This window comes from Paeniglutamicibacter antarcticus, from assembly GCF_039544305.1.
In the GTDB taxonomy this organism is placed as follows: Bacteria; Actinomycetota; Actinomycetes; order Actinomycetales; family Micrococcaceae; genus Paeniglutamicibacter; species Paeniglutamicibacter antarcticus_C.
The window spans coordinates 219,588-244,834 of record NZ_BAABLK010000022.1; the positions used below are offsets into that span (position 1 = coordinate 219,588).

Consider the following 25,247-nt stretch of genomic DNA (forward strand, 5'->3'; position numbering starts at 1 on the left):
CGTCGCACGCCGTCCGGGTTATGTGGTCGAAGACAATCTTGCCAAACTTTCACTATGACGCGGCGCACGATTTATAACGAATTCCACGCCACATTATGTGCAAAAGCACATTTTATGGTCGGATGGGACGTATGGGAGACAGTGAGAACGTCCTAAAAAAACAAAATGAGAATGCGGTGCGCTGGAATGTGATCCTGGACGGGCTGGACGTCGGAAAACTGACGGACGAGTTCATTGCACGCTTGGGAACTATTCCTGTTTACGCTGGATCCCCGCTGCCACAGAGTGAGATCAGGCGCACCGGCAGCACTTCCTTCGAGGCGCTGATCCTGGCCATGAAGGCAACCGCTGATGCCCCCGGATACCTTCGCAAACGCGATGCCATCGCATTGGACGTGGGCGTCTCCAGGGCCAGAGCGGGAGTTCCCATCGAGGCGTTGATGACAGCGATCCGATTAGACTTCTCGGTGATCTGGGAAGCAATCACCACCATAGCCGCCCCGGCAGATGCGCAACTGCTGGTAGAACACACCGCCCGAGTCTGGGAGGTCGTCGATGGCTATGCAGGACAAACGCAGCGCTCCTATGTCGCCGAACTGGCCAGGATCCAGGCGGAAGCCGCGAACCTCCGACAGGGATACCTCGCCACGCTTTTTAGCGAACGAAGCATGACGCGCGCGGCCATGGAACTGATTGCGGCCGGACTTGGACAAGACGCGGAGCAGGAATACGTGGTCGCGGTGGCACAGTGGGACCATATTCCTGCCCTGCGCGTCGCTATTGCAGATGCACATGCCAGCCACCAGGTGTTCACCCATTCGCTTGCGGGTGACTTGGTGGTGTTCTATCCGTTTGAGAAGCGTCCCGGTTTCGACGCGAAGATATTGTATTCGAAACTTGAGAAGCTTACGTGTGGTTTGCTTGGCGATGGATGCTTGCTGGAGCGGGTTCCGCATGCTGCGGCAGTGGCAGCCACCTTGGCTAGACTGCTGGGGCCGAACGAGCAAGGAGCCATGACCTGGTCCCGGGGATGGGCACGCATGGCACGGAGAGAGCTGGATCGTGCTGGTGCCCCCGGGCTGGCAGAGGTGGAACGCGCACTGGAACGATGCGGGGTTACCGAACGGCGAAGGTTGGGCGAAGCCGTCCAGGAGTACCTATTGACGGGCAGCGTCGCACTTGCCGCCGAGAGCCTGTATTGCCACCGCAACACGCTGATGAACCGGCTCAAACGTTTCGCTACTCTCACCGGCTTGGATCCGACGATTCCGGTTCAAGCTGCGAGACTTGTCGTGGCTTGGTCATAGGAACCGAGAGACGTTAGATTGTGTGGATGCCACAAGCAACCCCCATCACCGTCTCGATCACCAGAACGGTACTGCCCCTACACCACCGCCGATTCAACGCCTGGGTCCAGGCGGGCCAAGAACTGGCCCGCGAATGGGACGGATACCTGGGATCCGGTTGGATCCGCACAGCACCGGACTCCAACCAGTGGCATGTGCTCTATAGATTCTCCTCGGCGAAGGCACTTGCTGCGTGGGACGAATCCGAAGAACGCAGCTGGTGGATTGACAGCGCTTCGGAACTGGTGGAAAGCACCAAGGTGGAGCACCGTACGGGGATAGAAGGCTGGTTCGAACAGCCCGGGGATACCAACCTGACCATCCCTGAAACAGTGGTGCCGCCGCGCTGGAAGCAGGCGGTCAGTATCTTTTTGCCCTTCTTCCCGCTCAGCTTGCTCTCCAACGTGCTGCTCATGCCGTTTCTGGGGAACTGGCCGGTGGCGCTTGCGGTGCTGCTGAACATTTGCATCATGACCCCGCTGATGACTTACATCTTCCTGCCGGTCACGACACGGTTGCTGCGGCCATGGTTGCAAAAGCCGCGCCGTTAGCAGTTGGTACGAAAAACGCGTATGGGCGCAGATCCAACGATCTGCGCCCATACGCGTTTGCTCTTCCGAGGCTTCCTAGAGCTGTTCGGCACGCAACTGCTCGGGTGACTTGGGGGACAAAAGGCCCGGAGCAACGTCAAAAACGGTCTTGGCACCAACTTGGCCGGCCTTGTTCATCTTGTGCACTGCCCGTGCGTAGGCCACCAGCACGCTGGAGGTGAACTCCGGGTTCGAGCCCAGAGCCAGAGAGTATTCGATGACTTGGGCGTGCTCGTCGGAGGTGTTTCCGCTGCGGAAGACGAAGCCACCGTGCGGCATTGAAGAGTGCTCGGAAGCCAGCGTGAGGGCATCGATGAAGTTCACCGTGGTGTCGTACTGGTCGAAGTAGTGCTCCATGGTCACGATGGATTCGCGCACGGTCTCGGCGCTGGCGCCTTCGTCGAGAACCACGAAGCACTCACGCACGTGCTTCTCGCGGGTGCTCAATGTCGGGCGTTCCCCGGCGCGGACCTTGGCGATGGCCTCGGTGCTGGGAATCGTGTACTGCACCCCGGCGGCAACCCCGGGTACGCGGCGGATCGCATCCGAGTGGCCCTGGCTCAGTCCGCGGCCCCAGAACGTGTAGGTCTGCCCGTCGGGAACCAAGGCTTCGCCATAGACACGGTTGATGGAGAACATTCCCGGGTCCCACCCGGCTGAGATCAGTGCGGTCTTGCCTGCGGCGGTTGCCGGGGCATCCACGGCAGCGAAGTGCTCGGGGATCTTGGCGTGGGTGTCGAAGCTGTCCACGGTGTTGAACTTGGCGGCCAGCACGGGCCCCTGTTCGGGCAGGTCGGTTTTGGACCCGCCGCAAAGGATCAGCACGTCGATGTCGTCGGTGTGCTTGGCCAGCTCATCCATGTGAAAGGCCGATGCGCCCCCGGCAAGGGACAACGTCGCCGGATCGCGTCGGGTGAATACGCCAACCAGTTCCATGTCGGGGTTCTTGGCGATTGCTGCCTGCACCCCGCGTCCCAGATTCCCATAACCGGCAATGCCAATGCGGATTGATGCTCCCACGAAATTCCTCACTTCAGATGATTCTTACGACCTCTCACGCTAGTGCCTGCAGGGGCCGAACACCTAGAACGGTGACGTGGTGACAACCACGGAAGGACATCGACTTCGTCGACGGAGTGCCCAGGAGGGCAATGCAGGGCGCGGGTGGTGCCGACCCTGTAACGGGCCTGGGCCACCCGCGCCTCCGAGGTGGATTCCTAGCCGCGCAGGTGGCGGCGGTTTCGAATCATGATCAGCCCCGGGATCAGCAAGAGAGCCGCGGGCACCAGGAGCAGAAGGGCGCTGGGGCCGCTGCCGATCTTCGCCGCCGAGACTGCCCGCGTGCTGGCTTCCAACCTCGAAGTGCCGGTAGCCAGCTCGGTTGAGCCGTCCGACAGCGTTGACAAGCCGGTGGCGAGCTCCGAGTTGCCGTCCGCCAACTTGGTGGCCCCTTCATTGAGCCTGGCGGCACCGGCGGACAGATCCCCGGAGCCCTCGCGCAGCGCATCGAGCCCGAACCCGAGGACATCGGTGCCGCTGGCAAGCTTCGCTGCCCCCGTATCCAGGTCCCCGGCACCGCGTGCGAGCTTGGCGTTGCCCGCTCCAAGGTCGCTGGCACCGTAGCGGATCTTGTTCGTACCTACTGCTGCAGCCTTGGCGCCTTCGGCCAGTACAGGGGTGTTGGCGGTCAACATGGAAGTTCCCGTCTTGAGGTCCTCCGAACCCGCAGCCAGCGTGTCTGTTCCTGCTGCCAGTTTCTGTCCTCCCACGGCGAGTTCGCTGGCTCCGGAGTTCAGCTTGCCAGCTCCTGCATCAAGTTTTGAGGTGCCCTTGGCAAGCTTGGTGCCGCCTTCTGCCAAGGCGGTCGCGCCGGTGCCGAGCTTGCTGGCGCCTTTCTCCAAGGATGCGGTTCCCTGTGCCAGCGCGCCGGCCCCCGCGTTGAGTGTGGTGGTTCCCGCGGCCAAAGCGTCAGTGCCGCCGGCCAGTTTCGAGGCGCCGTTGCCCAAGGAATCCAGTCCCGTCAGCAGGCCGCTTTCAGCATCGTTGTATCCTGCGTCCAGCTGCCCGAGTCCCGCGTTGAGATCCTTGGCGCCGGCATTGAGATCGGCTGCACCTGCCTTCAGCGTGCCGATGCCTGCGCCCAAGTCCTTGGACCCCTTGCTGAGTTCGCCCAATCCTCCATCGAGCTTCTCGACACCCGACTTCAATGCCTGCGCCCCGTCGTCTAGTGCTTTCGCCTGGGTGGGAAGTTCCTTCGTCTTCTTGTTCAGGTTCCCCATTGCTGCTGACAGGTCCTGTGCACCAACTGCAAGGTTCTTGGCCCCCGTGCTGAGGCGCGCGGTTCCGGAATGGAGACCGTTGATCCCTGTCTTGAGATTCTTGGCGCCGGAGTTCAGCGTGTTGAGCTGATCCAGCAACAAGCTGGCCGGCATTTCAGGGTTCTTTTTGATGGCGGCGGCCAGCTTGTCGAGCCCGCCGGAGATATGCCCGGCACCGGTTGCCAACTCCGTGGACTTGGCGTTGACCGCGACCAGCCCGTCCGAGAGTTCCTTGGCACCGGTTGTGAACGTCGCAGAGCCCTCGTTTGCGGCCACTATGCCGTCGCGAAGCCCAGGGATCGCGGCGGAGAACGACTTGGTTCCGGTTGCCAACTCTGTGCTGCCCGAAGCAAGGCGTCCCGAACCATCCTTGAGCGCCGTCACACCGTCAAGCAATGCAGGTGCCTTGGCAGCGAGTTCTTCGACGCCACCAAGCAGTTTGCCGCTACCGGTTGCCAGGGCGTCGGATCCGGCCGTGGCATTGGCAGTACCTGTGGCGAGTTTCTGTGCGCCGGCATTGGCGGCTTGTGTTCCGGCAGCGAGTTGCTGTGCCCCTTGGTGGGCCGCACCGGCTCCTGCCATCAGGCCTTGGGCTCCGGCGCTGAGATTCTGTGCACCGGAGTTGGCCTGGCCCGCCCCCAGGCCGAGTCTTGAGACACCTTCGGAAAGTTCAGCCGAACCGTCCTTGAGCGACTGGGCTCCCGCATCCACGGCGGCTGTTCCGCTCGCCAGGGAGTCTGCCCCGGCGGCAAGTTTGCCGGATCCAGCGCTCAGTGTACCCGCTCCGGCCTTTGCGTCCTTGGCCCCGGCCGATAGCCTGCCGGCTCCGGCGTCGAGCTTTCCCGCTGCTGAATTAACTGAACCGGTTCCCCTGGCAAGCGTGTCGACTCCGACGGCCAGATCCGCGGCCCCGCGGCTCAGCCTGGAGGAACCAACGGACGCATCCTGGGCTCCGAGGTGGAGCTTGGATGTGCCGGCATGCAGGGTGGTGGCGCCGTCGCCAAGCTTCGTGGCTCCCTCGGCGGCGGTCTTCGCGCCCTCTGCCAGATTCTGTGCGCCGGTGGAGAGCGTTCCGCTTCCCGCGGCCAGCTCGGCGGCACCGGATGCAGCCGAGGTCGACCCTTCGGCCAACGTCGTGACGCCGTCGTTGGCCTTGCCCATGCCCTCGTTCAAGTCGGAGGCGCCGGTGGCCACCTGGGATGAGAACATGGCGTAGAAAGCGACGAAGGCTATGAGGAAAAGGCCAAGCAAAACGGTGATGACGGCGTGGAGCAGCGTATGCCGTTTGGCTGCGATATGTGCGTTCAATGGGACTCCTTGTGGCGAAATGGTGGGAGGTTCACTAGACAGCCACAATGGATTTCGGATGCACTGAAGTACGCCACGCACTGTGGCTCGGTGGAACGGGAGAAAGCGGCGGCCAACGGCCGGCAGCCCCGTGATGCGGATCACGCAAGGGGCTAGATCCATTGAACTTACTCATCAGTAAGTCTGCAAACGTTTTGAATAAAAAACTTACCCATCAGTAGGTTGTGACGTATTTGAACCAGTCCTGAGGTGTTTCGTTTCCGCGAACCCGCACAAACGGGTGCGAAAGTTGTAGGCTCGCAGACATGGTGAGATTTCTGATTATTGCCCTTCTGTCCTTGCTGGGATTCATCACCATCGTCGCGGCATCGTTCGGGCCCGACGGCTGGTGGGCGGTCGCCGTGCTGGCGGTCCTGCTGCTGGCGCTGGGGATCCATGACGTCTTGCAGACGAAACATGCGATCCTGCGCAACTACCCGGTGTTGGGACGGATGCGGTTCCTGTTCGAATCCATCCGCCCCGAAATCCAGCAGTACTTCATTGAGCGCAACACCGACGGGCGGCCTTTTGACCGTGACACCCGCTCGTTGGTCTATTCGCGTGCCAAGGGCGCTGACAGCCACAAGGCCTTCGGCACCGAACGCGACGTCAACGAGGTCGGCTACGAATTCCTTCTCCATTCCACGGCACCTGTTGCGGTCGCCACCGAACAGCACCGCGTGCGTATCGGCGGACCGGATTGCACGCAGCCCTACGACATGTCGCTGATGAACGTGTCCTCGATGAGCTTTGGCGCACTGTCGCAGAACGCTGTGCTGGCAATGAACAAGGGTGCGGCAATGGGGGGATTCGCCCAAGAAACAGGCGAGGGAGGGCTCTCCCCCTACCATCTGGAGTATGGTGCCGACATTTTTTGGGAGATCGGTTCAGGCTACTTCGGCTGCCGCGACGACGATGGAAACTTCGATTCCGAGCAGTTCGCTCGGAAAGCAGCAAACGAGCATGTCAAGGGCATCACGATCAAGCTCTCGCAGGGTGCAAAACCGGGGCTCGGGGGCGTGCTTCCAGCGGCAAAGATCACCGAGGAGATCGCCAAAACCCGTGGGGTGCCCATGGGCGTTGACTGTATATCACCTGCATCGCACTCTGCCTTCGGCACACCTCGAGAACTGATGGGGTTCATTGCCGAATTGCGTGCACTGGCCCAAGGCAAGCCGGTGGGCTTCAAGCTCTGCGTGGGTTTGCGAACCGACGTACTGGCGATGTGCAAGGCGATGCTGGAAACCGGGATCACCCCCGACTTCATCACCGTCGACGGTTCGGAAGGCGGGACGGGAGCAGCCCCGCTGGAATACGAGGACCACATGGGAACCCCGCTGACCGAGGGCCTGATGTTGATGCACAACGCGTTGGTCGGTTGCGGGCTTCGCCACAAGATCCGTCTCGGCGCCGCAGGAAAGGTCGCTACGGGCTCGGATGTGGTCAAGCGGCTGATCCAGGGGGCAGACTTCACCTTCAGCGCCAGAGCGATGATGATGGCCACCGGATGCATCCAGGCACAGAAGTGCCACACCAACCACTGCCCCGTCGGCGTGACGACGCAGGACCCGCGACGCTACCGCGCACTGGACGTGCTGGACAAGGGGAACCGGGTCCACAATTACCACAAGCTCACCGTCCAGGAAGCTGCACAGCTGATGGCATCCATGGGAGTGAGCTCGCCGGAGCAGCTGAACACCAGGATGCTGCGGCGCCGCGTCGACCACCTGAAAACGCGCAGCTACGCCAAGTTGCACAATTGGCTGAAGCCCGGCCAGCTGCTGGACAAGCCACCGCGCGGCTGGGCCGTGGACTGGCAGGAAGCCGATGCCGACACCTTCGGCCAGTACGCGCCGATGCCTTGGCCGACCCCTCGGGAACCGGCAGCGGAAGTTTCCGGGAGCGTGGCACCCAAGCGCGTTGAGCCCAAGGATTCGACCCACCGGACCGTTGCACCGGTACAGACAAGTGCCGGTCGTCCAGAGGGTCGGCCTGCCCCCAAGGCGGCGGCCAAGAAGGGCTAAGCCCGCCGTCACAAATACCGCACACTGCTAAAGCGCTGGGGATAATCGTGCCCATGGAGCACACCGGAACTACACCGAAAGTCGGTTTCCCCTCGGTGCTGGCACATGCCTTCTTCCTGCAAGGTGCCGTTTACCTGGTTCGCCCGGCAACCTCCTACAAGGCATTGGAACTGGGTGTGGATCCCGGGCTGCTGGGCTTGGTGGTGGCCAGTTTTTCGATCCTGCCGGTGTTCCTTGCCATTGCCATCGGCAGGGCCACCGACGTCGGCAAGGAAAGGCACGTCCTGCTGGGCGGAGCGGTGTTGATGATCGCTTCGGGGGCAGGACTGTTGCTTGCCGCCAACTCGCTGGCGGCGTTGTTGGGCTGGAACCTGGTGCTCGGGGTAGGACACCTCATGAGCCTCATCGGGGAACAAAGCCGTCTGGCCTCGGCAAAAAACAAGAACATGGACCGGATCTTTGGTCTCTACACCACGGTCACGGCTCTTGCGCAGGCAGCGGCTCCACTGCTCCTTGGCTTCCTCGGCGGAGCCGCGGTGCTTCCGGACACCGCAGTGCTGCTGCGCGCCTACCTGCTGGCCGCCTTGGCGATGTTGCTGGCGACGCTTTTCATGATCAGGCACGGGTCCCCGGCCATCGCCAGCGGGGCGCAGGATCCGATGAAGCTCAAAACCGCGCTGGGGGTGGGAACGGAAGCGCGCAACACCCTGGTTGCCTCGATCGGGTTGAGCATGCTGGTGCTGTGCACCATCGACCTGTTGCAGGTCTACCTTCCGGCACTGGGTGTGGAGCGCGGGATCCCGGCGCAGACCATCGGCAATCTGCTGGCCCTGCGGGCGGCGGCAACAGTGCTCTCCAGGCTGGGGATGGACAGGCTGGTGCGCACCCTGGGCAGGGCGCGGCTGCTGCTTGGATCCACCGGGATCTCGGCGGTCATGGTCGGGTTGTTGATGCTTCAACTGCCGGTTGGCGCAATGGCGGTGCTGTTGGTGCTAGCCGGTTTGGGGTTGGGTCTTGGCCAGCCGTTGAGCATGACAGTGGTGACGATGCTCGCCACCGAGGGAACCCGCGGGACCTGGATGTCGATCAGGCTGCTGGGCAACAGGATGGGACAGGCCGTGATCCCCGTGGGAGTGGGCATATTCGCCACGGCGTTGGGCGCTGGGGGAGTGTTCCTGGTGCTTGGATCAACGATGGCAGCGGCGACGATCGGGGCGATCGCGCCGCTGCGCTCGATGAAGGACTAGCTCTCCCCTGCCACGATCGAGGCGATTGCTTCCCGATCAACCTGGTCAATCCGGGCAGGGCTCCATGCAGGGTTGCGGTCCTTGTCGATGACCTGGGCACGAATCCCTTCGGCCAAATCGGGGCGGTGCATCAGGTAGTCGGCCAAGCGCAGCTCGCGATCAAGCGCCGAGCGCAAGTGGTCCTCCTCGCGGGCGGCACGCACGGCGCAAAGCGCGCTCTGCAGCGACGTTGGGCAATTTGCGCGGATGGCAGCTGCAGCCTCGGCAGCGCCGGAGTGGGCCATTGCGTCGAGTCGTGAGAGGATCCCGGCCAGGTCGGGTGCACCGAAGGCCTCGTCGATCCAGGGTTGCTCCGCTGACAACGGGGACGGGGCAACGGAACCGAAGAGGACCTCGAGACCGGCGGCGACCTGCGGTGCGGGCATTGACTCGAAGTCCGAAAGCGCATCGATCACTTCCTCAAAGCGTTCGGGGTCGACCAGCATGTCGGCGAAGCCAAGTTCCACCGCATCGGCCCCGGTGAAAGTGGAAGCGGTAAGCACCAGGTATTCACCCAGGTGCCCCGGTGCCCGGGCCATCAGGTGCGTGCCGCCCACATCGGGACTGTACCCAATGCGGGTTTCGGGCATTGCGAAGCGCGCATCGGGGGCAGTGGCGCGAACGGACGCATGTGAAGCCAACCCGATCCCGCCTCCCATGCATAGCCCGTGGACAAGGGTGATGAACGGTTTGGCATAGGTCGCGATCATGGCGTCCAAGTCGAATTCAAGTGACAACAGCTCCAGGAAACCGGCATGGTCGTCCTCGATGATCGCGCGGTGGAAGTCCTTGATGTCTCCGCCAGCGCAGAAGCCGCGCTCCCCGCTCCCGCGGAGCACCACCATCGAGACCTGCGGGTCGTCCTTCCACGCGGTGAGGATGTCGGTGAGCTCCTGAAGCATCGGAAGCGTCAGTGCATTGATGCTGGCCGGCCGTCGCAGCTCGATGAGTCCAAGCGAAGCGTTGACGGTGGAATGGATGTCGGTAGTGATGGTGATCGTCCTGTCGTTGCCAGATCGTAGGTGCGCGGTTCTGCTAGTTGCCAAGGTATCGCCGAATCCGCACGGAAGCGAAGCCCCGCGCGGCTGTATCACCGGACGGATGAGTCATATGTGATCCTTGGCCGGTATTCTGGAAAGGACTTTTCACAGCCCGCCTGGTCCGGTTCGCCGCTGGCAGGGGAACCCAGCACGAGGGAGCACGCTTGCCAATGGCATCCACCGACGAAAACCAGGGACGCGGATCCATTGCCAGACGGGTGCTGCCCGGGGGCAGGGAGCCGGATCCGCGGTTCACCTTGGCCAACGAACGCACCTTCCTGGCTTGGATCCGCACCGCGTTGGCCTTCCTGGCCGGGGGAATCGCCCTCGAAGCGTTCGCCATCGACGCGTTCCCCGGCCCGGTGCGCACGGGGATCGCCGTCTTGCTGATCATCATCGGAATGCTGATCAGCGCGGGGGCAGCCGTGCGCTGGCGCAGCGTCGAGATGTCGATGCGCAACTCCAGGCCGCTGCCGCTGCCACTGATCATCCCCATCCTGGGCCTGGGAGGCGCCGTGGCGGCCGCGGTCGTGGCGGTGCTGATCGCGTTGAAGCTTTGAGCTCGGCACGGATGGGTCCCAAGCACCAGGACCCCGGACTCCAACCCGAGCGCACGGTGATGTCATGGGGCCGGACGACGCTCTCGCTGAGCGTGGCGTCGTTGGTGTTCCTGCGCTGGTTGCCGCACTACGGTGTGGGGGTCTTGCTGATGGTCGCGTTGGCGCTGCTGGTGGGAGGGAGCATCTACGGAACCCAGCGTTACCGTTATGCGCGTTCGTCCCTCGGCATCTCTGCGGAGCAGTTGCACGCCGACGTGTTGGCGATCTTCGCGATGAGCGGCTCGGTGCTGGGCCTGGGAGTGCTCGGCATCCTGGTGGTGCTGGTCTTCTAGCGCCGTTGGGATCCCAGGCTCAGTTCGGCCATCACCTTGGCCAGCAGGTCCATGAACACTCCGACCTTGGGGTTGTCCCGACCCTCTGGGTGCAAGGCGAAGATGCTGCGCGCCAACCGGATCTCCGGGGCGTCGATGATTTGGATGCCCTCAGGGGCCCGGCGCATGGCAAGTTCGGGAACGAGTGCCGCTCCCAGCCCGGCGGCAACCATGTGCAGCGAGGCGTTGAAATCATCGCTGTGGGCAACCACGCGTGGATGGATGTTGAAGGCGGAAAACATCCGGGAGATCACCGTTGCGTCGCTGGTCCCGGGGTGGTGCATGATCCAAGGCATGTCGGCCAGTTGGGTGGCGCTGAATACCGAGGCGCCGCCGAGCTTCCAGGATGACGGGACCACCACCCGGAAGGGATCGTCCCCCAGCCACTGGCGCTCGACCTTTGCTGGCCACGCAAGCCCGGCCTGGCCAACCTGAAAAATCAGGGACAGGTCAAGGTCCCCGTCCCGGCGCAGCCCGGTGATGGTCTGGTGTGGTTCGCCCACATTCACCCGCAGGGCGATGCCCAATCTTTCCCAGCCGGGGGAGCCCAGCAGTCGCGGCACGGCGAAAGTGGCCAATGACGGGAATATCCCGATGCGCAGTTCCTGCAGGGGATTTCCACCGGGATCCAAGTCGGGGGTGGACGTCGCTGCCATCAAGGCATCGATGTCGGTGAGGACGCGCTGGGCATGACGGACCATCGTCAGCGCCGCGGGCGTCGGCTCGATGCTTTTGGCGCTTCGAGCGAAGAGGGTGGTGCCCGTGTCGCGCTCGAGAGACGACATCTGCTGCGACACCGCGGAGGGGGTGTATCCCATGGCCAGCGCAGCGGCGGCAAAGGAGTTGTGCGCCACCACTTCAAGAAGTGTGCGCAAATGCACCGGATTGACCACTGGGACTCCTGAGCCTCGGACGGTTTGAGGGCGTACGCCAACGACGGCTCACGCTCGTCCCATCCTAGGCGGGAGTGAGGCCTACTGGTTTTTCTCCTCGAGGGCTTCGTCCTCGGTCCACTCCTGCTCAACGCTTTCCTCGTCTTGGTCCTTGTCTTCGGCGGCGAGGTCGTCGTCCAAGAGATAGAGATGCTTGCGTAACGGGTCGAGGGCCGTCATGGACTCCGGGCTGTCGGAAGAGCCGTCATAGGGCTGGCCGTCACGGCCGTCGTCGGGCTCGTACATGTCATCGTCAATTGGTTGATCAAAGATGGTGTCATCAAAGCTGTTGCCCATCATGTCCCTCTTTTCCATGGGTGCCGGTATCTACTCCTGAACCCGGATTGATTACAGCCTATGTCCCATCGACGCGTATGGGAATGGGCACTTTTCCGTACGCCGATACCGGTGTATAACGGGGGTAGGGTCGATATATGGACAGCGATACCTCCCCTAGATTCTTCACCCCCGCCATCAGCCGCCGGGCACTGCTGGCTGCCGCCGGCCGGGTACTTGTACCTGCCCTGTGGCTGGGATTGCTGATAGGGATTTCGTTTATTGAGACGCCGTTGAAGTTCCTGGCCCCGGGAATGACCCTTGGCTTGGGCCTGGGGATCGGGCAGCTGGTCTTTACCGCCATGAACATCGTGGAGGTGTTGTTCTTTTTGGTGCTTGCGGCATCGTGCATCAGACGGGGCCTGGACAAGGCGTTCCTTGGCGTGGTCTGGGGGCTTGGATTTGTCCTGCTGGCCAAGGTCGCGCTGATCAGGCCCTACCTGTCCAAGCGCACGGACTCCGTGCTGGCGGGCGTCGAGACAGGCGGATCAAGCTGGCATTACTTTTACATTGCCGCGGACGGGCTGTTGACGCTCCTGCTGATTTCTGCCTTGGTGATGGCTGTGCGTCGTTGGGTGCTTCCGGGACGTTAGTCAGGCAAAAACGAAAGGCCAGGGGCGCACCGAAAACCTTCCGATGCGGCCCTGGCCTTTGCTGCGCGGGATCAGTTGCCCAAGCCCATGGCTGAGGCGGTGATCTTCACGGATTCCAGGCGTTGGGCCGGGTCGCTGGAATGATGCGCGGTGATAAGTTCATCGGCCTGGGCGATGCGCGCGAATTCGTTCAGGTAGTCGGTGACTGTCGCGGCGTCTCCGATGGCGGTGTACTTGAGCATCTTCATGATCGACTCGCCGTGCGAGGAATCCAGCAACATCTCCACCTCTTCATTTGTGAATTCGGTTGGGCGGTTGCGTCCGAGGAAGAGTCGGATGCGGTCGCGCCGGACTTTTTCGAAGGTTGCTTGGGCCTCGGCATTGGTGGGTGCGGCGACCACGCCGACGGCGGCGATGACGTGGGGCTCGGCCAAGAACTCGGAGGGGCGGAACTCGTTGCGGTAGGTGGTGGTCGCCTGGACCAGTGCGTCGGGTGCGAAATGCGAGGCGAACGAGTATGGAAGGCCCAGCTGCGCGGCAAGCTTGGCGCCAAAGAGGCTGGAACCCAGGATATAGAGCGGGACGTTGGTGCCCTGGCCAGGGTAGGCGTTGACTCCCTCGATGCGGGAGGTGGCACCGAGGTAGCCCTGCAGTTCCAGCACATCGTGCGGGAACGCATCGGATGCCGAGGGGTCCCGGCGCAGGGCACGGAAGGTCATCTGGTCGGTTCCCGGGGCTCGGCCCAGACCGAGGTCGATGCGGCCGGGGAAGAGTGTCTCGAGTGTCCCGAATTGCTCGGCGATCACCAAGGGGGAGTGGTTGGGGAGCATGACACCGCCGGCGCCCAGCCGAATGGTGTCGGTGTGATGGGCGATGTGGCCGATCAGCACCGAGGTGGCGCTGGAGGCGATCGAGTTCATGTTGTGGTGCTCGGCGTACCAGACGCGTTTGTAGCCGGAGGCCTCCGCGGTCTGGGCAAGTGCGACGCTCTGGGCGAAGGTCTCGGCGGCGTTGCTGCCACGGCGGATGGGGGCTAGATCAAGGATCGACAAAGGAATGCTCACATATTCGGCAACTAGCAGCCGGCTCGTTTCATTCCCGATTGTGTCCAGCTGCACTCCGCCTCAACGGGCGGTACCGGTTAAAGCAGTGAGGGCGCCACTCCCGAAGGAGTGACGCCCAAACTAATCAGCTAAAAGCTGCAGGTGATGATCCGAGCTTAGACAGCGCGGATATCGGTGGCCTGCAGGCCCTTCTGGCCCTGAGTAACTTCGAACTCAACGCGCTGGCCCTCTTCGAGTGAACGGAAGCCGTTCGACTGGATGGCGGAGTAGTGTGCGAAAACATCATCCGAGTTGTCGTCCGGAGCAATGAAGCCGAAGCCCTTTTCGGCGTTGAACCACTTAACGGTACCTGTTGCCATGATGGGTGTGTCCTTTCGAGACTGTCCTGATGGGACGTAGGGGAGCGAAATCCACTGTGGAATCCACTTGCAGCTACGTGATTCAACGCGGTTCAGAAAGGTACTGGCCCCGGCAACGGGGTGTTTGCACTGAAATTACTGCGAGAAAAACTAGAACTACGAGTTATACGTTACCCTACTTTTCGGCCAAGTGCCAACGCGGGGTAAGTTCGACGCCAAAAAATGAGATCGGGCAGCGTCCCGATGGGTGGAACCCGAGGCGCATCGAGAGCTTCGCAAAGTGCGCTTTGGACCCGCAAATCATGGGCGCGCTTCCGCGCTTTCATGTTCCGGGCTCGGCTGGTCGGTGACCGAACGCAAGGCGAATGTGACGATCACCGCGGAAGCCAGCGCCAACACCATGGCAATCGCGGAGGTGTACAGAACGCCCTGGTCGAAGGCATGCGCGGCTGATTCCAGCAACCTTGCCGCGACGGGATCGCTTAGCGTTGCGGCAGCTTCATGAGCGCCACCAAGGGTCTGCCGGGCGTTCTCTGCTGCTTCACCACGCAGTTGGCCGGGGATCACGACATTGCTGCGGTACGCGGCATTGAGGATCGACCCAAGCACGGCGGTGCCAAGCACCGAACCGACCTCGTAGGCCGTTTCGGAAATCGCAGATGCTGCGCCGGCCTGGGCTGGCGGCACGGCGGAGAGCGCCATGTCGTTGGACAGGGTTTCGCTCAATCCCACGCCGGCTCCCAACACGCTGAAGGCGACCATGAGGATCAGTACAGAGCCGGACTGGCCGGTGAGCATCACGATGCCGTAGGCCAGTGCATTAAGGCACAGCCCCCACACCATGACGTGCTTTACGGCAAAACGACGGGTCAGGCCCACTGCCAGAAACCCGGTGGCCACCGTCAACACGAGCCCCGGGACCAGGAGCACCCCGGCCATCATCGGCGTGTAGCCGGCGACCAGCTGCAGGTGCTGGGAAATGAAGTAGATGAAACCCACGAGCGCGAATACGCTCAGCAGGTTGACCATCAGCGCCGAGGAGAAGCTGGGGTTGGCGAACAGGCGGACATCGAGCATGGGGTTGCTGTGCTTTAGCTGGCGCCGGGTGAATGTCACCCCGGCGGTGATGCCCACGGCAATGGCAATGCAGGGCACCAGCGGGGATCCAGCCGCAGTGAGCTCCTTGATGCCGTAAACAATCGGCAAAAGGGTCATGATGACCAGTCCGATGGAGATCGGGTCGATGGGCCCTGGCTTCGGGTCACTGGATTCGGGGACCAATACGGGCGCCAGGACAACCAGCGGAATCAGCATGGGGACGGCCATCAGGAAGACGGAGCCCCACCAGAAGTGCTCCAAAAGGAGGCCGCCGACGATCGGGCCCAGCGCCGCACCGCCGGAGAATCCGGCGGCCCAAATGGCGATGGCCTTGCGGCGCTCGGTCGGGTCGTTGAAGATGTTGCGGATCAGCGAGAGCGTCGCCGGCATCAGCATGGCACCAAAGATGCCAAGCCCGGCGCGTGCGGCAATGAGCTGCTCGGCACTGCTGGCGAATGATGCCGCGGCGGAGACCGCCGCGAACCCGATGGAGCCAATCAACAGCAGGCGGCGGCGTCCAAAGCGGTCGCCCAGTGATCCCATGGGGACCAATAGCCCGGCGAGCACCAATGGGTAGATGTCGATGACCCACAGCAGCTGATTGCCGGTGGGGGCCAGCGCCGCCGAGAGTGCGGGGACTGCGAAGCTGAGCACAGTGTTGTCCACCGAGATCAATAACACCGGGAACATGAGCACAACAAGTGCTGCCCAGCGGTGGCGGTACAGCGTGCCGGCGACTGGGTTCAGCGTGGGGCCCGATAGGCGTGAAGTGCTCATGGTGATCTGTTTCCTGGGAAAAGGTAAGTGTTGGTCGGTATCAGTAACTGTACCGTCCGGACGGTACAGTTACAATGTGACGATGCCTACAGGAAAAGGATATGGTTCACTACATGTCTCGACCGCCATTAGCCAAGGAAAAAATCGTCGACGCCTACGCCTCGATGCTTTGCGACGAGGGCGACCGCGCGGCAACCATCGAAGCCACCGCAGCCCTCGCGGGGGTTTCCAAGGGTGGGTTGCTCTACCACTTTGCCTCCAAGGAAGCCCTGGCGCAGGCCGTCATCGAACGACTCCTCCAAGCGCACCAAGAGGATCTGGAGCACATGGCCGCGTCCCCCGAGGGCGCCTCGCGGTACTTTGTTCGTACATCCACCGTCATCGGCAGCGATTTGGATCGCTACTTCCTGGCCGTGCTGCGTTTGGCCCAAGCAGGGCTGGAAGCGTCCATCGAGGCCCTGGATGCAGTGCATGCCGGATGGCTTGACTTGATTCGTACCGAGGTCAAGGACAAGTACGTAGCCGAAACGATCATGCTGATCGGTGAAGGGCTGTACTACCAAACGTCCATGCCCGGGCCATGGTCCCAAGGGACGTTCGCACCTGACTTGGAGCACCTGCTGGACCAAGTGGAACGACTCAAGAACGGTAACTAGGCTTCATGGTATTGACCCCTCCACGGCAAAAAATGGCAGGCCGGATCGGGGCGCTGCTGGGCATTCTGCTGATGGCCCTCTCGCTGCGCGCCGCCGTGGTTTCAGTTCCGCCGTTGCTGGGAAGCATCGGCCCGGAACTGGGATTCAATTCGTTTTCCACCGGTCTGCTGGCCATGCTCGCGCCCGTGGTGTTCGCCGGGTTCGGGCTGCTGACCCCGCGCCTGATCCGATGGTGGGGGCTGGAAAAGGTCTTGCTCAGTGCCGTCTTGCTGGCCGTGGTCGGGCAGTTGGTGCGCGCCGTGGTGGGGGATGTAACGACGTTTCTGCTGCTCTCGGTCATCACCCTGGCCGGGTACGGCATGGGCAATGTGGTGTTGCCGCCGCTGGTCAAGAAATACTTCCCCGACTACGTGGGGCTGATGACCTCGGGGTACGTCACGATGCTCGCCGTGGGCACCTGGATGAGCCCGCAATTCTCAGTGCCGCTTGCCAACGCGAGCAATTGGCGGACCTCCATCGCAGCCTGGGCGCTGCTCTCGGCAGTGGTGCTGATCCCCTGGGGCATCCAGCTCTTCACGGACCGCACAAACCCACGGCCGGACAACCCGCTGGTCAACGGCCTCATCGCCGAGCCCCCGGTGCGGATCAACCCCTGGAAGTCGCCTGTCGCCTGGGGCTTGGCGATCTTCCTGGCCGGCAACTCGGCGCAAACTTATGTCTACTTCACCTGGTTGCCCCCCTACCTCTCCGCGCAGGGGCTGGATACGATGACCGCCGGTTCGATGCTTGCGCTGTTTGCGATCCTCGGGTTGCCGGTGGCACTGCTGGTGCCATTGTGGGTGCCGCGGCTGCGCAACCCGATCGTTGCCGTGCTGATCTTCACCGCATGCTGGATCACCGGGCACCTTGGCCTGTATCTCTCCCCGACCGAACACACCGCGTTGTGGGTGGTGTTCGCCGGCCTGGGCCAGGGGACCTTTGCCATTGCCCTGCTCATGATGAACCTGCGTTCACGCACCACCTACGGTTCCGGAGTGCTTTCCGGGTTTAGCCAAGGCTTAGGCTACGGGGGAGCAGCGATAGCGCCGTTGCTCTTTGGCATCGTTAAGGACGCAACCGGCGGATGGAGCGCCTCGTTCGGGATGCTCGCGATATGCATCCTTGTGATGCTCACCGGAGCGGTGATGATCAACGGTCCGCGAAAGATCGAGGACAGCCACGGCGACCCCGACCCCCTCAGCCTGCTCGAGCGAATCGACTAAGGGCGCTTCTAGCGTAGTTCGGTATCCTGGTGCCACGGGCCGACGGCCTTGGGCACGTGCCAGCGGAACTTCAACGAAAGCACACGCAGGACAAAGACCACCGAGGCCACGGCCAACTCCCAAACCCAGCCCTGGACCCCCATGACCCACAATCCGGCCATGAGGCCAGCGCCCAACATGGCAGGAACGGCGTAGAGGTCCCGGGGATCAAAGATCGACGGGGTCTTGTTGGCCACGACGTCGCGCAGCAAGCCGCCCCCCACGGCGGAAGTCACACCCAGCAAGGTGGCGGCAAACGGGTTCATCCCCGCGTCCAATGCCATGATCGTGCCGGAGGTGCAAAAAAGTGCAAGGCCCGCCGCATCGAAAATCAGCAACGGCCGCATCAGCCGTTGCACCCCGGGGGCCACGAAGAAGACAAGCAGCGTGGCCAGAATCGGGGGAATGAAATAGTACGGGTTGACGAAGGCCGTAGGGATCTCGCTTAGGATCACGTCGCGGACAATTCCGCCGCCGATCCCGGTCAGCCCGGCCAGCAGCAACGACCCGATGATGTCGAAACCACGCCGTGCGGCCAAAAGGGCCCCGGAGACACCGAAGAAGAAGACACCCAAAAGGTCCAATAGCAGGGGCATGGTTACTGGCGGATATCCTCAGGTTTCATGTTTGGCTGGCGCGAACGCCCGGAACTCCCATTAGAACACGCACCTCACCGGGCATTGGTCCTCATCGCATCGAGGACCTTCTCGATGGTGTTCATGTTCCGGGTGGTCACCAACGTCTTGGAAGCTACCTTGGCGAAGTGCTTGGCCAGCTCGGTAACCAGGCTTTCCCCGCGCGGCACTTCCCAGCAAATGCAGTTGCCCATGCGTTCCACGCGTTCGAACTCCCCGGGTCCAGGAGCCTGCTCGAACACCGTGGCAGCGTCCTGATGGCTTCCCGTGAGCACCAGATAACGGTGGCGGGCGATCCCGTCATCCGGGGCAATAAAGGGATATTCGGCCGCGATGCGCTCCAGCTCTCCGGTGTCCATGACGATCACCGGGATCACCCGTCCGTAGCGTGTCTCCAGCACCTGCTCGATGCGTTCCTTCAGTGCGCAGGCATCCAGCCCAGCGCTGCCGAGGACCACGTTGCCGCTGGCCAGCAGGGTCTTGACGGGTGAAAAGCCGGCGTCCTCCAGCATCAAGGCAAGGTCCTTCATCAGGATCTTGACGCCACCGACGTTGACGCCGCGCAGGAAGATTGCATGCAGATTCATGTATCCAAGTTTGCTCCGGCCAGCGCTGCGGTGTCCATCAAGACGGTGGCCGGATAACACGGGGCACTGTCCGCCGGTTGCGCGCGCAGGGCTCCGAAGACCTCGAACTGCCCGGGATTCAGCCACCCCAAAGGGGAGCTGCGGCCTTATAGAGCTGTTGGACACCGAGCGAAACAAAGAGCAAGGCGGTGAGCCCCAACAGGATGTTGGTGTGTACCCTATTGGCCCACTTTTTGGGGATCCGCTTGCCGTTGAGCAGGCCCAGCAGGGTCAGCGCGAGGAACGGCATGAACAGCGAACCGAGCACGCCGTAGGCCAGAATGAGGGCGATGGGCTTGTCCAGCAGGAATAGGACCATCGGCGGGAAAGTGAGCCACAGGACGTAGAACTTGAAGTACTTGCCGCCCGTGCGGGTGTCGGGGTGCCCGGATTCCTTGCCGCGCATGTTGCCCCAGAAGTCGGCGAACATCAGCGATACGCCGTTCCATACGCCGATGATCGAGGAGAAAGAAGCCGCCCAGAATCCCACCAGGAAGCCGGTTCCCACCAGTTTTCCGTACTTTTCGTTCAGTACCGTGCCCAGGTCCAGCAGGCCGGTGTCTCCTGCGCTGAGGGAAATGCCCGCCGCGCGCACGACTTCCGCACCCACGATCAGCATGGCGATCACAAAGATGCCCGTGATCACGTACGCCATGGAGTTGTCGATACGCATGACCTTCATCCACTTGGGCGTGTGCCAGCCCTTTTCGCGCAACCAGTAACCGTAGGCCGCCAGGGTGATGGTGCCGCCCACGCCGCCGGCCAGCGCCAGGGTGTAGACAAGGCCGCCGGAGGGGACCATCGGGACCAGCCCGGAGAACATCTCGGGGATGTTGGGGACGGCGATCACGGCCAGGCCGACGACGGTGATGAACATGATGCCCACCAGCACCGCGGTGACTTTCTCAAAGATGGAGTATCGGCCGAACCAAACCATCGCGAAGCCGGCCAGCCCCATGAGAATGGCCCAGAGCTTCAAGTCGATGCCGGGGAACAACGCCGCCAGCGGCAAGGCGGCAGAGGACATGGCCGTGGCCCCGTAGACGAAGCCCCAGAGCATGATGTATGGACCGAAGTACCAGGTAGTCCAGCGGCCCAGCGAGCGCCATCCCTCGAAGATCGTCTTGCCCGTTGCCAGGGTGAAGCGTCCGGCGCCCTCGACCAGGATGATCTTCAGGATCACGCCGAGTATCACCGCCCAGAGCAGGGCATACCCGTAGCGGGAGCCCGCGACCAGGGTCGCGACCATGTCGGCGGCGCCGACGCCGGTGGCAGCGACGACCAGGCCGGGGCCGACGACCTTCCACTTTGCCGGTTTGCCGCCGTCGTCGTCGGTGCGCTGGGCATGCACCGCGGTACCCGCCGGTGGATTCTCGTCTGTAGGCATGTGCTTTTCCCTCACTGCTTGGAACTGCGTTTCGTGTATCCGGCGTCGCCCGGTGGCTTCCCGCTTAGTCCCCGGAAGGAACAGGCCACCGGATGTTCTGCCGTGCCTGACGCATTGCAGAACACACTAGTGGTCGTTGGCCAAAAATACAGCTTTCGGGCGGTGCCCGGCAGGATCGCGTACCTGGGCGGCAGACACCGCATCCAGGAACGCTCCGGCGCTCGGTGGTCAGTGACCTGCCCGTCCCCGGCGACTAGGATCGCACCATGACTCCGCGTTTGCCCTACGGCTCCTGGCCCTCGCCCATTTCCGCAGAACATGTTGCCGTCGGCACCACTCCCGTGGGAGGCGGCGGGTTCGCCGGAGACGAATTGTGGTGGCTTGAGGGCCTGCCCGCGGAAGGGGGACGATTGACGATCCTGGCCCGGGATGCGCAAACCGATGGACCCACACGCCAGTTGCTGTCCGCCCCCTACAGCGTGCGCAGCCGGGTCAACGAATACGGAGGGGCCTCTTGGGCGGCCATTGCTGCCGGTGCGGGACACCGCTTGGTGTTCGTGAACTTCTCCGACCAACGCATGTATCTCATCGATGCCCATGGCGGCACCCCGGTACCCCTGACGCCCGCGAGTGCGGGCAACGACGGGGACCCGCAGCTGCGCTTCGCCGAGATCGTTCCCGGGCCCACCGAAAGTCACGTCCTGGCCATTTGCGAGGATTACCGCGATGGATTGCGCCGCTACATCGCCGCGATCCCATTGGACGGTTCGGCAGCCAACGAATCGTCACGGATCATCGAAACCACGGCTTCCTCGCGCTTTGTTGCCGCCCCGCGGCTGAATCCCGCCGGCACCCGGATCAGCTGGATTTCCTGGGAGCACCCGCAGATGCCCTGGGACGGAACCGAACTGCACGTGGCGGATCTCGAGGGCCTGAGCGCGGCCAACGACACGGTGCTGGCAGGCTCCACCACCGAATCGGTGCTGCAACCGGAGTGGATCTGCGATGAACGCATCGTGTTCGTCTCGGACCGCAGCGGATGGTGGAACCTGTACCTCCATGAGGTGGCAACCTCGTCCCAGCGCCCGCTGTGCGAGCGGGACGAGGAATTCGCCGGACCGTTGTGGGCCGTGGGCCAGAGCTGGTACAAGGTGCGCGACGAGAACACCTTGTTGGTCACCCATGGCACCCACGGAACCACCCTGGCGACGTTAGATATCCCCAGTGGCGCCTTGGAAGAGATCAAGTTGCCCTTCACCCGCATCTCGCCCTCCGGGTTGCGTGGGAACAAGCTGCTGGCCACGGCAACCTCGCTGGTGGAAGGCGACGGGCTGCGGCTCATCGACCTGGACACCTCCGAGGTCCGGAATATTTCCCTGGCACTGAAGGACCTCCCCGATCCGGCGGCGCTGCCCGGCGCCGAAGCCATGGAGTTCTCCACGAAGGGCGGTGCGAGGGTCTATGCCCATGTGTATGCGCCAAAGCTTGGCAACTTCATCGGGTCCGAAGGTGATCTTCCGCCCTATGTGGCGTTTGTCCACGGAGGCCCGACCTCGCAGGCCTTTGCCCAGCTCTCACTGTCCATCGCCTACTACACCTCCCGAGGCATCGGGGTGGTTGACGTGAACTACGGTGGGTCCACCGGATTCGGGCGTGCCTACCGCCAGCGGCTGCGCGGCCAATGGGGCGTTGTCGACGTGCAGGATACCGTCGCGGTGCTTCAGGGCCTTGTCAAGGCAGGGCTGGCCGATAAGAACCGGCTGGCCATCGAGGGCGGCAGCGCCGGAGGCTGGACGGTGCTCAGCGCGTTGACCACCACGGATTTCTTCTCAGCCGGTATCTCCCGGTACGGGGTCTCCGATCTGGTGGGCCTGGTGCGTGACACCCACGACTTCGAATCCCGCTACATGGAATCGCTCGTTGGGCCCTACCCCGAGGCCGCCGAGCTCTACGCCCGGCGTGCGCCGATCAACCATGTGCAGGACATCAGCTGCCCGGTCCTGCTATTGCAGGGGGACCAAGACAAAGTGGTTCCGCCGGCCCAGTCCCAGGTGGTGGCCGACGCCCTGGCCGCCAATTCAATCCCGCACGCCTACGTACTCTTCGAAGGTGAACAACACGGCTTTCGCCGCTCCGAGAACATCATCAGCGCCCTGGAAACCTCGCTCGCGTTCTATGCCGCGGTCTTCGGGTTCGACGCCGATGTTCCGGTGCTCGAACTTAGCTAACCCCAGGAACGAAGGAAAGGTAGGTGCACCATGACCACAAACGGGAATGTGTCGTTCTGGTACGCGAAGGACGGGTTGCCGGTCCCGCGTCCGGCGCTCGCCGGGGATATGGATGTCGATGTGGCGATCGTCGGTGCCGGGTACACGGGGTTGTGGAGCGCCTATTACCTGGCCAAGGCCGATCCGTCGCTGAGGATCGCGGTGATTGAATCGCGCTTTGCCGGCTTCGGCGCCTCGGGGCGCAACGGCGGATGGCTTGCCAACACCATCACCGGGGGCCGCGAGGGGTATGTGAAGTCCCATGGCCGGGCTTTGGTGGGCGACTTCCAGCGAATGCTCAACGAGACCGTCGACGAGGTCATCAACGTGGCGGCGGCCGAGGGCATCGACGCGCATATCCACAAGGGCGGGGAACTGCTGGTGGCGCGCAACCGCGCACAGCTCTCCCGGCTCGAGGCGATGGCCAAGGACCAGCTCAAATGGCCCGAGGATGATGCGGTGAGGCTTTCGGGGAAGGCCATGGGCGAGCGGATCAAGGTGGCCGGGGCGCTGGGCGGGATGTACATCCCGCATTGCGCACGCATCCACCCCGCGAGGCTGGTGCGTGGTTTGGCCCGGGCCGTCGAGTCCCTGGGCGTGAAGATCCACGAGAACACCCTGGTCACCGAGATCCGCGCCGCGGGAAACGGGAAGGGGCCGTCCGCGGTAACCGAGCGCGGCACCGTGCGGGCAGCGGCCGTGCTGAGGGCGACCGAGGGATTCACGGCCAACCTTGCCCAGTCGCACCGCGACTGGTTGCCGATGAACTCCTCGATGATCGTTACCCAGCCGTTGGATTCGAAGGCATGGGATTCCATCGGCTGGCAGGGGCGCGAAACACTGGAGGACCTTGCCCACGCGTACGTGTACCTCCAACGCACCGACGATGACCGCATCGCCATCGGCGGGCGCGGGGTTCCCTACCGCTACGGATCGCGCACCGACATGGACGGGGCAACCCAGCCGGCGACCGTCGGCGCATTGACCGGCATCCTTCACGCGATGTTCCCGGCCGCGGCCGGTGCCCGGATCGAGCATGCATGGTCCGGGGTTCTTGGGGTACCGAGGGATTGGCGTGCAACGGTGAATTTCGATCCTGCGACCGGCCTGGGATTTGCCGGTGGATACGTTGGCACCGGGGTCACAGCAACCAACCTCGCCGGTCGGACCCTCACCGACCTGGTGCTGGGCCGCAAGACCAAGGCAACCGCGATGCCGTGGGTCAACCGGCAGGTGCGGCGTTGGGAACCCGAGCCCCTGCGGTGGCTTGCGGTGCAGGGCATGTACGCGATGTACCACCGCGCCGACGAGCACGAAAAAGGGGGCCGGGGATCCACCTCGCCAATCGCCGTGATCGCCGACAGGATCTCCGGCCGGTAGTCGCCGGGCTCAGGCGCCGGAGGCGATTTCCTGAAGGGCCGCCAGGTGCTGGGCCCAGGTTCTTCGCCCAGTCTTGGTCAGTGACAGCCAGGTGCGCGGCCGCTTTCCGATGTAGCCCTTGCGGATGCGGACGATGCCGGCGGTCTCCAGCTGTGAGGATTGGCGGCTGAGCACCGAATCGCTGACCTGCAGGTGGTCGCGGACGACGGCGAACTCCGTCTCGTCGGTGGCTGCCAGCGCCGCCACCAAGGAGAACCGCACCGGGTGGGCGAGGTCCTCGGCCAGCTGGTGGCGCGGGTGCTCGGCCGGGATGCCTTCCTCCGCCTTGTCGTGGCTCATTTCGAGGCCTCGGTCCAGGCGCCCCACGCCGTGGCGATCGTGATGGCGGCCGCGGTTGCCGCGAAGAACCACAGGTCGTCCTTGAAGAAGAACAGCCCGATGAAGCACCCCACGGCCCAGAGCACTGCCCACACCGCGATGTAGAGAAGCCAGCGGCGGGTGAAACCTTGCTTGGTCGACTTGCCGAAATAGAGCATGATGGCCATGAAGATGCCCAGCCAGACCAACAAGGCGGTCATCGGGATCAAGATCAGGGATTCATCGACCTGTCCGACGAGCCAGAAGGCGAGCAGCGAGATCGATGAGATCGCGCCCAGGCCCAGCAGCATGGTGATTTGCGGCCAGCTGGCACCCGAACGGGATGCCGCTCCGAGGCGGCCGGCCTCGGAAAGGAGGTTCTGGGCCGCTGCCGGTGTAAGTGGGTTGTTGTCCATGGGGTGCTCCTGAAGGTTTGTGTTCCTTACTGTATCCCATATTACGAAAGTACTTTCCAATCTGTCAAGTACTTTTTGGTAGGAAGCGCGATGTGCCCGACACGTGGCGGGCAGTGGTGGGACCTGTATGTGGCAGATCGACGGCAAAGGGCGAGGCGCCCGCGGTGGAACACCATGGTTC

Annotated in this window: 24 protein-coding genes; 11 read left to right on the forward strand and 13 right to left on the reverse strand. The window is 63.1% G+C overall.

Annotated features, from left to right (window positions below; translation table 11 throughout):
• Window positions 1–122 precede the first annotated feature (122 nt).
• Together ABEA12_RS06040 and ABEA12_RS06045 are read left to right on the forward strand one after the other, a co-directional pair.
• Complete coding sequence (locus tag ABEA12_RS06040) at window positions 123–1,307, forward strand: helix-turn-helix domain-containing protein (protein WP_345466969.1); 1,185 nt, start codon at window positions 123–125, stop codon at window positions 1,305–1,307.
• A gap of 26 nt (window positions 1,308–1,333) precedes the next feature.
• Window positions 1,334–1,897 (forward strand): putative antibiotic biosynthesis monooxygenase, encoded by a 564-nt coding sequence (locus ABEA12_RS06045; protein ID WP_210099708.1) that lies wholly within the window; start codon window positions 1,334–1,336, stop codon window positions 1,895–1,897.
• Window positions 1,898–1,972: 75 nt separating this feature from the next.
• On the opposite strand, the gene ABEA12_RS06050 is transcribed toward ABEA12_RS06045, so the two are convergent.
• Window positions 1,973–2,956, reverse strand: a complete 984-nt coding sequence (locus tag ABEA12_RS06050; protein ID WP_210099709.1) for a diaminopimelate dehydrogenase — start codon at window positions 2,954–2,956, stop codon at window positions 1,973–1,975.
• A 197-nt stretch (window positions 2,957–3,153) separates the two neighbouring features.
• Window positions 3,154–5,562, reverse strand: coding sequence for a beta strand repeat-containing protein (locus ABEA12_RS06055; protein WP_210099710.1), 2,409 nt, complete (start codon window positions 5,560–5,562; stop codon window positions 3,154–3,156).
• A 305-nt stretch (window positions 5,563–5,867) separates the two neighbouring features.
• Here ABEA12_RS06055 and ABEA12_RS06060 point away from each other — a divergent pair, with 305 nt between their 5' ends.
• A complete protein-coding gene (locus tag ABEA12_RS06060) occupies window positions 5,868–7,625 on the forward strand; it encodes an FMN-binding glutamate synthase family protein (RefSeq protein ID WP_210099711.1) in 1,758 nt (585 codons plus the stop codon).
• A 53-nt stretch (window positions 7,626–7,678) separates the two neighbouring features.
• On the forward strand, window positions 7,679–8,872 hold the full coding sequence (locus ABEA12_RS06065; RefSeq protein ID WP_210099712.1) for an MFS transporter: 1,194 nt from the start codon (window positions 7,679–7,681) through the stop codon (window positions 8,870–8,872).
• On the opposite strand, the gene ABEA12_RS06070 is transcribed toward ABEA12_RS06065, so the two are convergent.
• Window positions 8,869–9,957, reverse strand: a complete 1,089-nt coding sequence (locus ABEA12_RS06070; RefSeq protein ID WP_345466975.1) for an enoyl-CoA hydratase/isomerase family protein — start codon at window positions 9,955–9,957, stop codon at window positions 8,869–8,871. The two genes, ABEA12_RS06065 and ABEA12_RS06070, sit on opposite strands and share 4 nt — an antisense overlap.
• 164 nt (window positions 9,958–10,121) lie before the next feature.
• On the opposite strand from ABEA12_RS06070, the gene ABEA12_RS06075 reads away from it, so the two are divergent.
• Both ABEA12_RS06075 and ABEA12_RS06080 read left to right on the forward strand, forming a co-directional pair.
• Window positions 10,122–10,511 carry a YidH family protein gene (locus tag ABEA12_RS06075; RefSeq protein ID WP_210099713.1) on the forward strand — a complete coding sequence of 130 codons (390 nt, stop codon included), beginning with the start codon at window positions 10,122–10,124 and terminating at the stop codon, window positions 10,509–10,511.
• A complete protein-coding gene (locus tag ABEA12_RS06080) occupies window positions 10,508–10,843 on the forward strand; it encodes a DUF202 domain-containing protein (protein WP_345466979.1) in 336 nt (111 codons plus the stop codon). The genes ABEA12_RS06075 and ABEA12_RS06080 overlap by 4 nt, the downstream gene beginning before the upstream one ends.
• Here the strand turns inward: ABEA12_RS06080 and ABEA12_RS06085 are convergent.
• Together ABEA12_RS06085 and ABEA12_RS06090 are read right to left on the reverse strand one after the other, a co-directional pair.
• The gene (locus ABEA12_RS06085; RefSeq protein ID WP_210099715.1) at window positions 10,840–11,775 is read right to left on the reverse strand and encodes a LysR family transcriptional regulator; all 936 of its coding nucleotides are present in this window, start codon (window positions 11,773–11,775) and stop codon (window positions 10,840–10,842) included. The genes ABEA12_RS06080 and ABEA12_RS06085 overlap by 4 nt on opposite strands.
• A gap of 81 nt (window positions 11,776–11,856) precedes the next feature.
• Complete coding sequence (locus tag ABEA12_RS06090) at window positions 11,857–12,114, reverse strand: hypothetical protein (protein ID WP_210099716.1); 258 nt, start codon at window positions 12,112–12,114, stop codon at window positions 11,857–11,859.
• Window positions 12,115–12,248: 134 nt separating this feature from the next.
• Here ABEA12_RS06090 and ABEA12_RS06095 point away from each other — a divergent pair, with 134 nt between their 5' ends.
• On the forward strand, window positions 12,249–12,743 hold the full coding sequence (locus ABEA12_RS06095; RefSeq protein ID WP_210099717.1) for a hypothetical protein: 495 nt from the start codon (window positions 12,249–12,251) through the stop codon (window positions 12,741–12,743).
• 71 nt (window positions 12,744–12,814) lie between these two features.
• On the opposite strand, the gene ABEA12_RS06100 is transcribed toward ABEA12_RS06095, so the two are convergent.
• From ABEA12_RS06100 to ABEA12_RS06110, 3 genes are all read right to left on the reverse strand, one after another.
• Complete coding sequence (locus ABEA12_RS06100; protein WP_210102437.1) at window positions 12,815–13,807, reverse strand: LLM class flavin-dependent oxidoreductase; 993 nt, start codon at window positions 13,805–13,807, stop codon at window positions 12,815–12,817.
• 155 nt (window positions 13,808–13,962) lie between these two features.
• Window positions 13,963–14,166: a transcription antiterminator/RNA stability regulator CspE gene (gene cspE, locus ABEA12_RS06105; protein WP_007271190.1), complete on the reverse strand. Its 204-nt coding sequence runs from the start codon at window positions 14,164–14,166 to the stop codon at window positions 13,963–13,965.
• Window positions 14,167–14,466: 300 nt separating this feature from the next.
• Entirely contained in the window at window positions 14,467–16,041 is a 1,575-nt protein-coding gene (locus ABEA12_RS06110; RefSeq protein ID WP_210099718.1) for an MFS transporter, read from the reverse strand.
• Between the two features lie 113 nt (window positions 16,042–16,154).
• On the opposite strand from ABEA12_RS06110, the gene ABEA12_RS06115 reads away from it, so the two are divergent.
• Both ABEA12_RS06115 and ABEA12_RS06120 read left to right on the forward strand, forming a co-directional pair.
• A complete protein-coding gene (locus ABEA12_RS06115) occupies window positions 16,155–16,697 on the forward strand; it encodes a TetR/AcrR family transcriptional regulator (protein ID WP_210099719.1) in 543 nt (180 codons plus the stop codon).
• Window positions 16,698–16,702: 5 nt separating this feature from the next.
• Window positions 16,703–17,959 carry an MFS transporter gene (locus ABEA12_RS06120; RefSeq protein ID WP_210099720.1) on the forward strand — a complete coding sequence of 419 codons (1,257 nt, stop codon included), beginning with the start codon at window positions 16,703–16,705 and terminating at the stop codon, window positions 17,957–17,959.
• 8 nt (window positions 17,960–17,967) lie between these two features.
• On the opposite strand, the gene ABEA12_RS06125 is transcribed toward ABEA12_RS06120, so the two are convergent.
• The 3 genes from ABEA12_RS06125 to ABEA12_RS06135 all read right to left on the reverse strand — a co-directional run bounded on the left by ABEA12_RS06125 (window position 17,968) and on the right by ABEA12_RS06135 (window position 20,646).
• Entirely contained in the window at window positions 17,968–18,594 is a 627-nt protein-coding gene (locus ABEA12_RS06125) for a trimeric intracellular cation channel family protein (protein WP_210099721.1), read from the reverse strand.
• A 74-nt stretch (window positions 18,595–18,668) separates the two neighbouring features.
• Window positions 18,669–19,220, reverse strand: a complete 552-nt coding sequence (locus ABEA12_RS06130; protein ID WP_210099722.1) for a DUF1697 domain-containing protein — start codon at window positions 19,218–19,220, stop codon at window positions 18,669–18,671.
• Window positions 19,221–19,338: 118 nt separating this feature from the next.
• A complete protein-coding gene (locus tag ABEA12_RS06135) occupies window positions 19,339–20,646 on the reverse strand; it encodes an Nramp family divalent metal transporter (RefSeq protein WP_210099723.1) in 1,308 nt (435 codons plus the stop codon).
• A 266-nt stretch (window positions 20,647–20,912) separates the two neighbouring features.
• On the opposite strand from ABEA12_RS06135, the gene ABEA12_RS06140 reads away from it, so the two are divergent.
• Window positions 20,913–22,874 (forward strand): S9 family peptidase, encoded by a 1,962-nt coding sequence (locus tag ABEA12_RS06140; RefSeq protein WP_210099724.1) that lies wholly within the window; start codon window positions 20,913–20,915, stop codon window positions 22,872–22,874.
• Window positions 22,875–22,904: 30 nt separating this feature from the next.
• Window positions 22,905–24,293: an NAD(P)/FAD-dependent oxidoreductase gene (locus tag ABEA12_RS06145; protein WP_210099725.1), complete on the forward strand. Its 1,389-nt coding sequence runs from the start codon at window positions 22,905–22,907 to the stop codon at window positions 24,291–24,293.
• Between the two features lie 9 nt (window positions 24,294–24,302).
• Here ABEA12_RS06145 and ABEA12_RS06150 read toward each other — a convergent pair whose 3' ends face one another.
• Entirely contained in the window at window positions 24,303–24,632 is a 330-nt protein-coding gene (locus ABEA12_RS06150) for a winged helix-turn-helix domain-containing protein (protein ID WP_210099726.1), read from the reverse strand.
• The gene (locus tag ABEA12_RS06155) at window positions 24,629–25,066 is read right to left on the reverse strand and encodes a hypothetical protein (protein WP_210099727.1); all 438 of its coding nucleotides are present in this window, start codon (window positions 25,064–25,066) and stop codon (window positions 24,629–24,631) included. Before ABEA12_RS06155 ends, ABEA12_RS06150 begins: the two co-directional genes overlap by 4 nt.
• Window positions 25,067–25,247: the final 181 nt, after the last annotated feature.

Excerpts from the sequence above, each read along its gene's own strand:
- ABEA12_RS06040 (WP_345466969.1), top strand. The coding sequence starts at position 123 with ATGGGACGTATGGGAGACAGTGAGAACGTCCTAAAAAAACAAAATGAG.
- ABEA12_RS06045 (WP_210099708.1), top strand. The coding sequence starts at position 1,334 with ATGCCACAAGCAACCCCCATCACCGTCTCGATCACCAGAACGGTACTG.
- ABEA12_RS06060 (WP_210099711.1), top strand. The coding sequence starts at position 5,868 with ATGGTGAGATTTCTGATTATTGCCCTTCTGTCCTTGCTGGGATTCATC.
- ABEA12_RS06065 (WP_210099712.1), top strand. The coding sequence starts at position 7,679 with ATGGAGCACACCGGAACTACACCGAAAGTCGGTTTCCCCTCGGTGCTG.
- ABEA12_RS06075 (WP_210099713.1), top strand. The coding sequence starts at position 10,122 with ATGGCATCCACCGACGAAAACCAGGGACGCGGATCCATTGCCAGACGG.
- ABEA12_RS06090 (WP_210099716.1), bottom strand. The coding sequence starts at position 12,114 with ATGATGGGCAACAGCTTTGATGACACCATCTTTGATCAACCAATTGAC.
- ABEA12_RS06095 (WP_210099717.1), top strand. The coding sequence starts at position 12,249 with ATGGACAGCGATACCTCCCCTAGATTCTTCACCCCCGCCATCAGCCGC.
- cspE (WP_007271190.1), bottom strand. The coding sequence starts at position 14,166 with ATGGCAACAGGTACCGTTAAGTGGTTCAACGCCGAAAAGGGCTTCGGC.
- ABEA12_RS06110 (WP_210099718.1), bottom strand. The coding sequence starts at position 16,041 with ATGAGCACTTCACGCCTATCGGGCCCCACGCTGAACCCAGTCGCCGGC.
- ABEA12_RS06115 (WP_210099719.1), top strand. The coding sequence starts at position 16,155 with ATGTCTCGACCGCCATTAGCCAAGGAAAAAATCGTCGACGCCTACGCC.
- ABEA12_RS06120 (WP_210099720.1), top strand. The coding sequence starts at position 16,703 with ATGGTATTGACCCCTCCACGGCAAAAAATGGCAGGCCGGATCGGGGCG.
- ABEA12_RS06125 (WP_210099721.1), bottom strand. The coding sequence starts at position 18,594 with ATGCCCCTGCTATTGGACCTTTTGGGTGTCTTCTTCTTCGGTGTCTCC.
- ABEA12_RS06130 (WP_210099722.1), bottom strand. The coding sequence starts at position 19,220 with ATGAATCTGCATGCAATCTTCCTGCGCGGCGTCAACGTCGGTGGCGTC.
- ABEA12_RS06135 (WP_210099723.1), bottom strand. The coding sequence starts at position 20,646 with ATGCCTACAGACGAGAATCCACCGGCGGGTACCGCGGTGCATGCCCAG.
- ABEA12_RS06140 (WP_210099724.1), top strand. The coding sequence starts at position 20,913 with ATGACTCCGCGTTTGCCCTACGGCTCCTGGCCCTCGCCCATTTCCGCA.
- ABEA12_RS06145 (WP_210099725.1), top strand. The coding sequence starts at position 22,905 with ATGACCACAAACGGGAATGTGTCGTTCTGGTACGCGAAGGACGGGTTG.
- ABEA12_RS06150 (WP_210099726.1), bottom strand. The coding sequence starts at position 24,632 with ATGAGCCACGACAAGGCGGAGGAAGGCATCCCGGCCGAGCACCCGCGC.
- ABEA12_RS06155 (WP_210099727.1), bottom strand. The coding sequence starts at position 25,066 with ATGGACAACAACCCACTTACACCGGCAGCGGCCCAGAACCTCCTTTCC.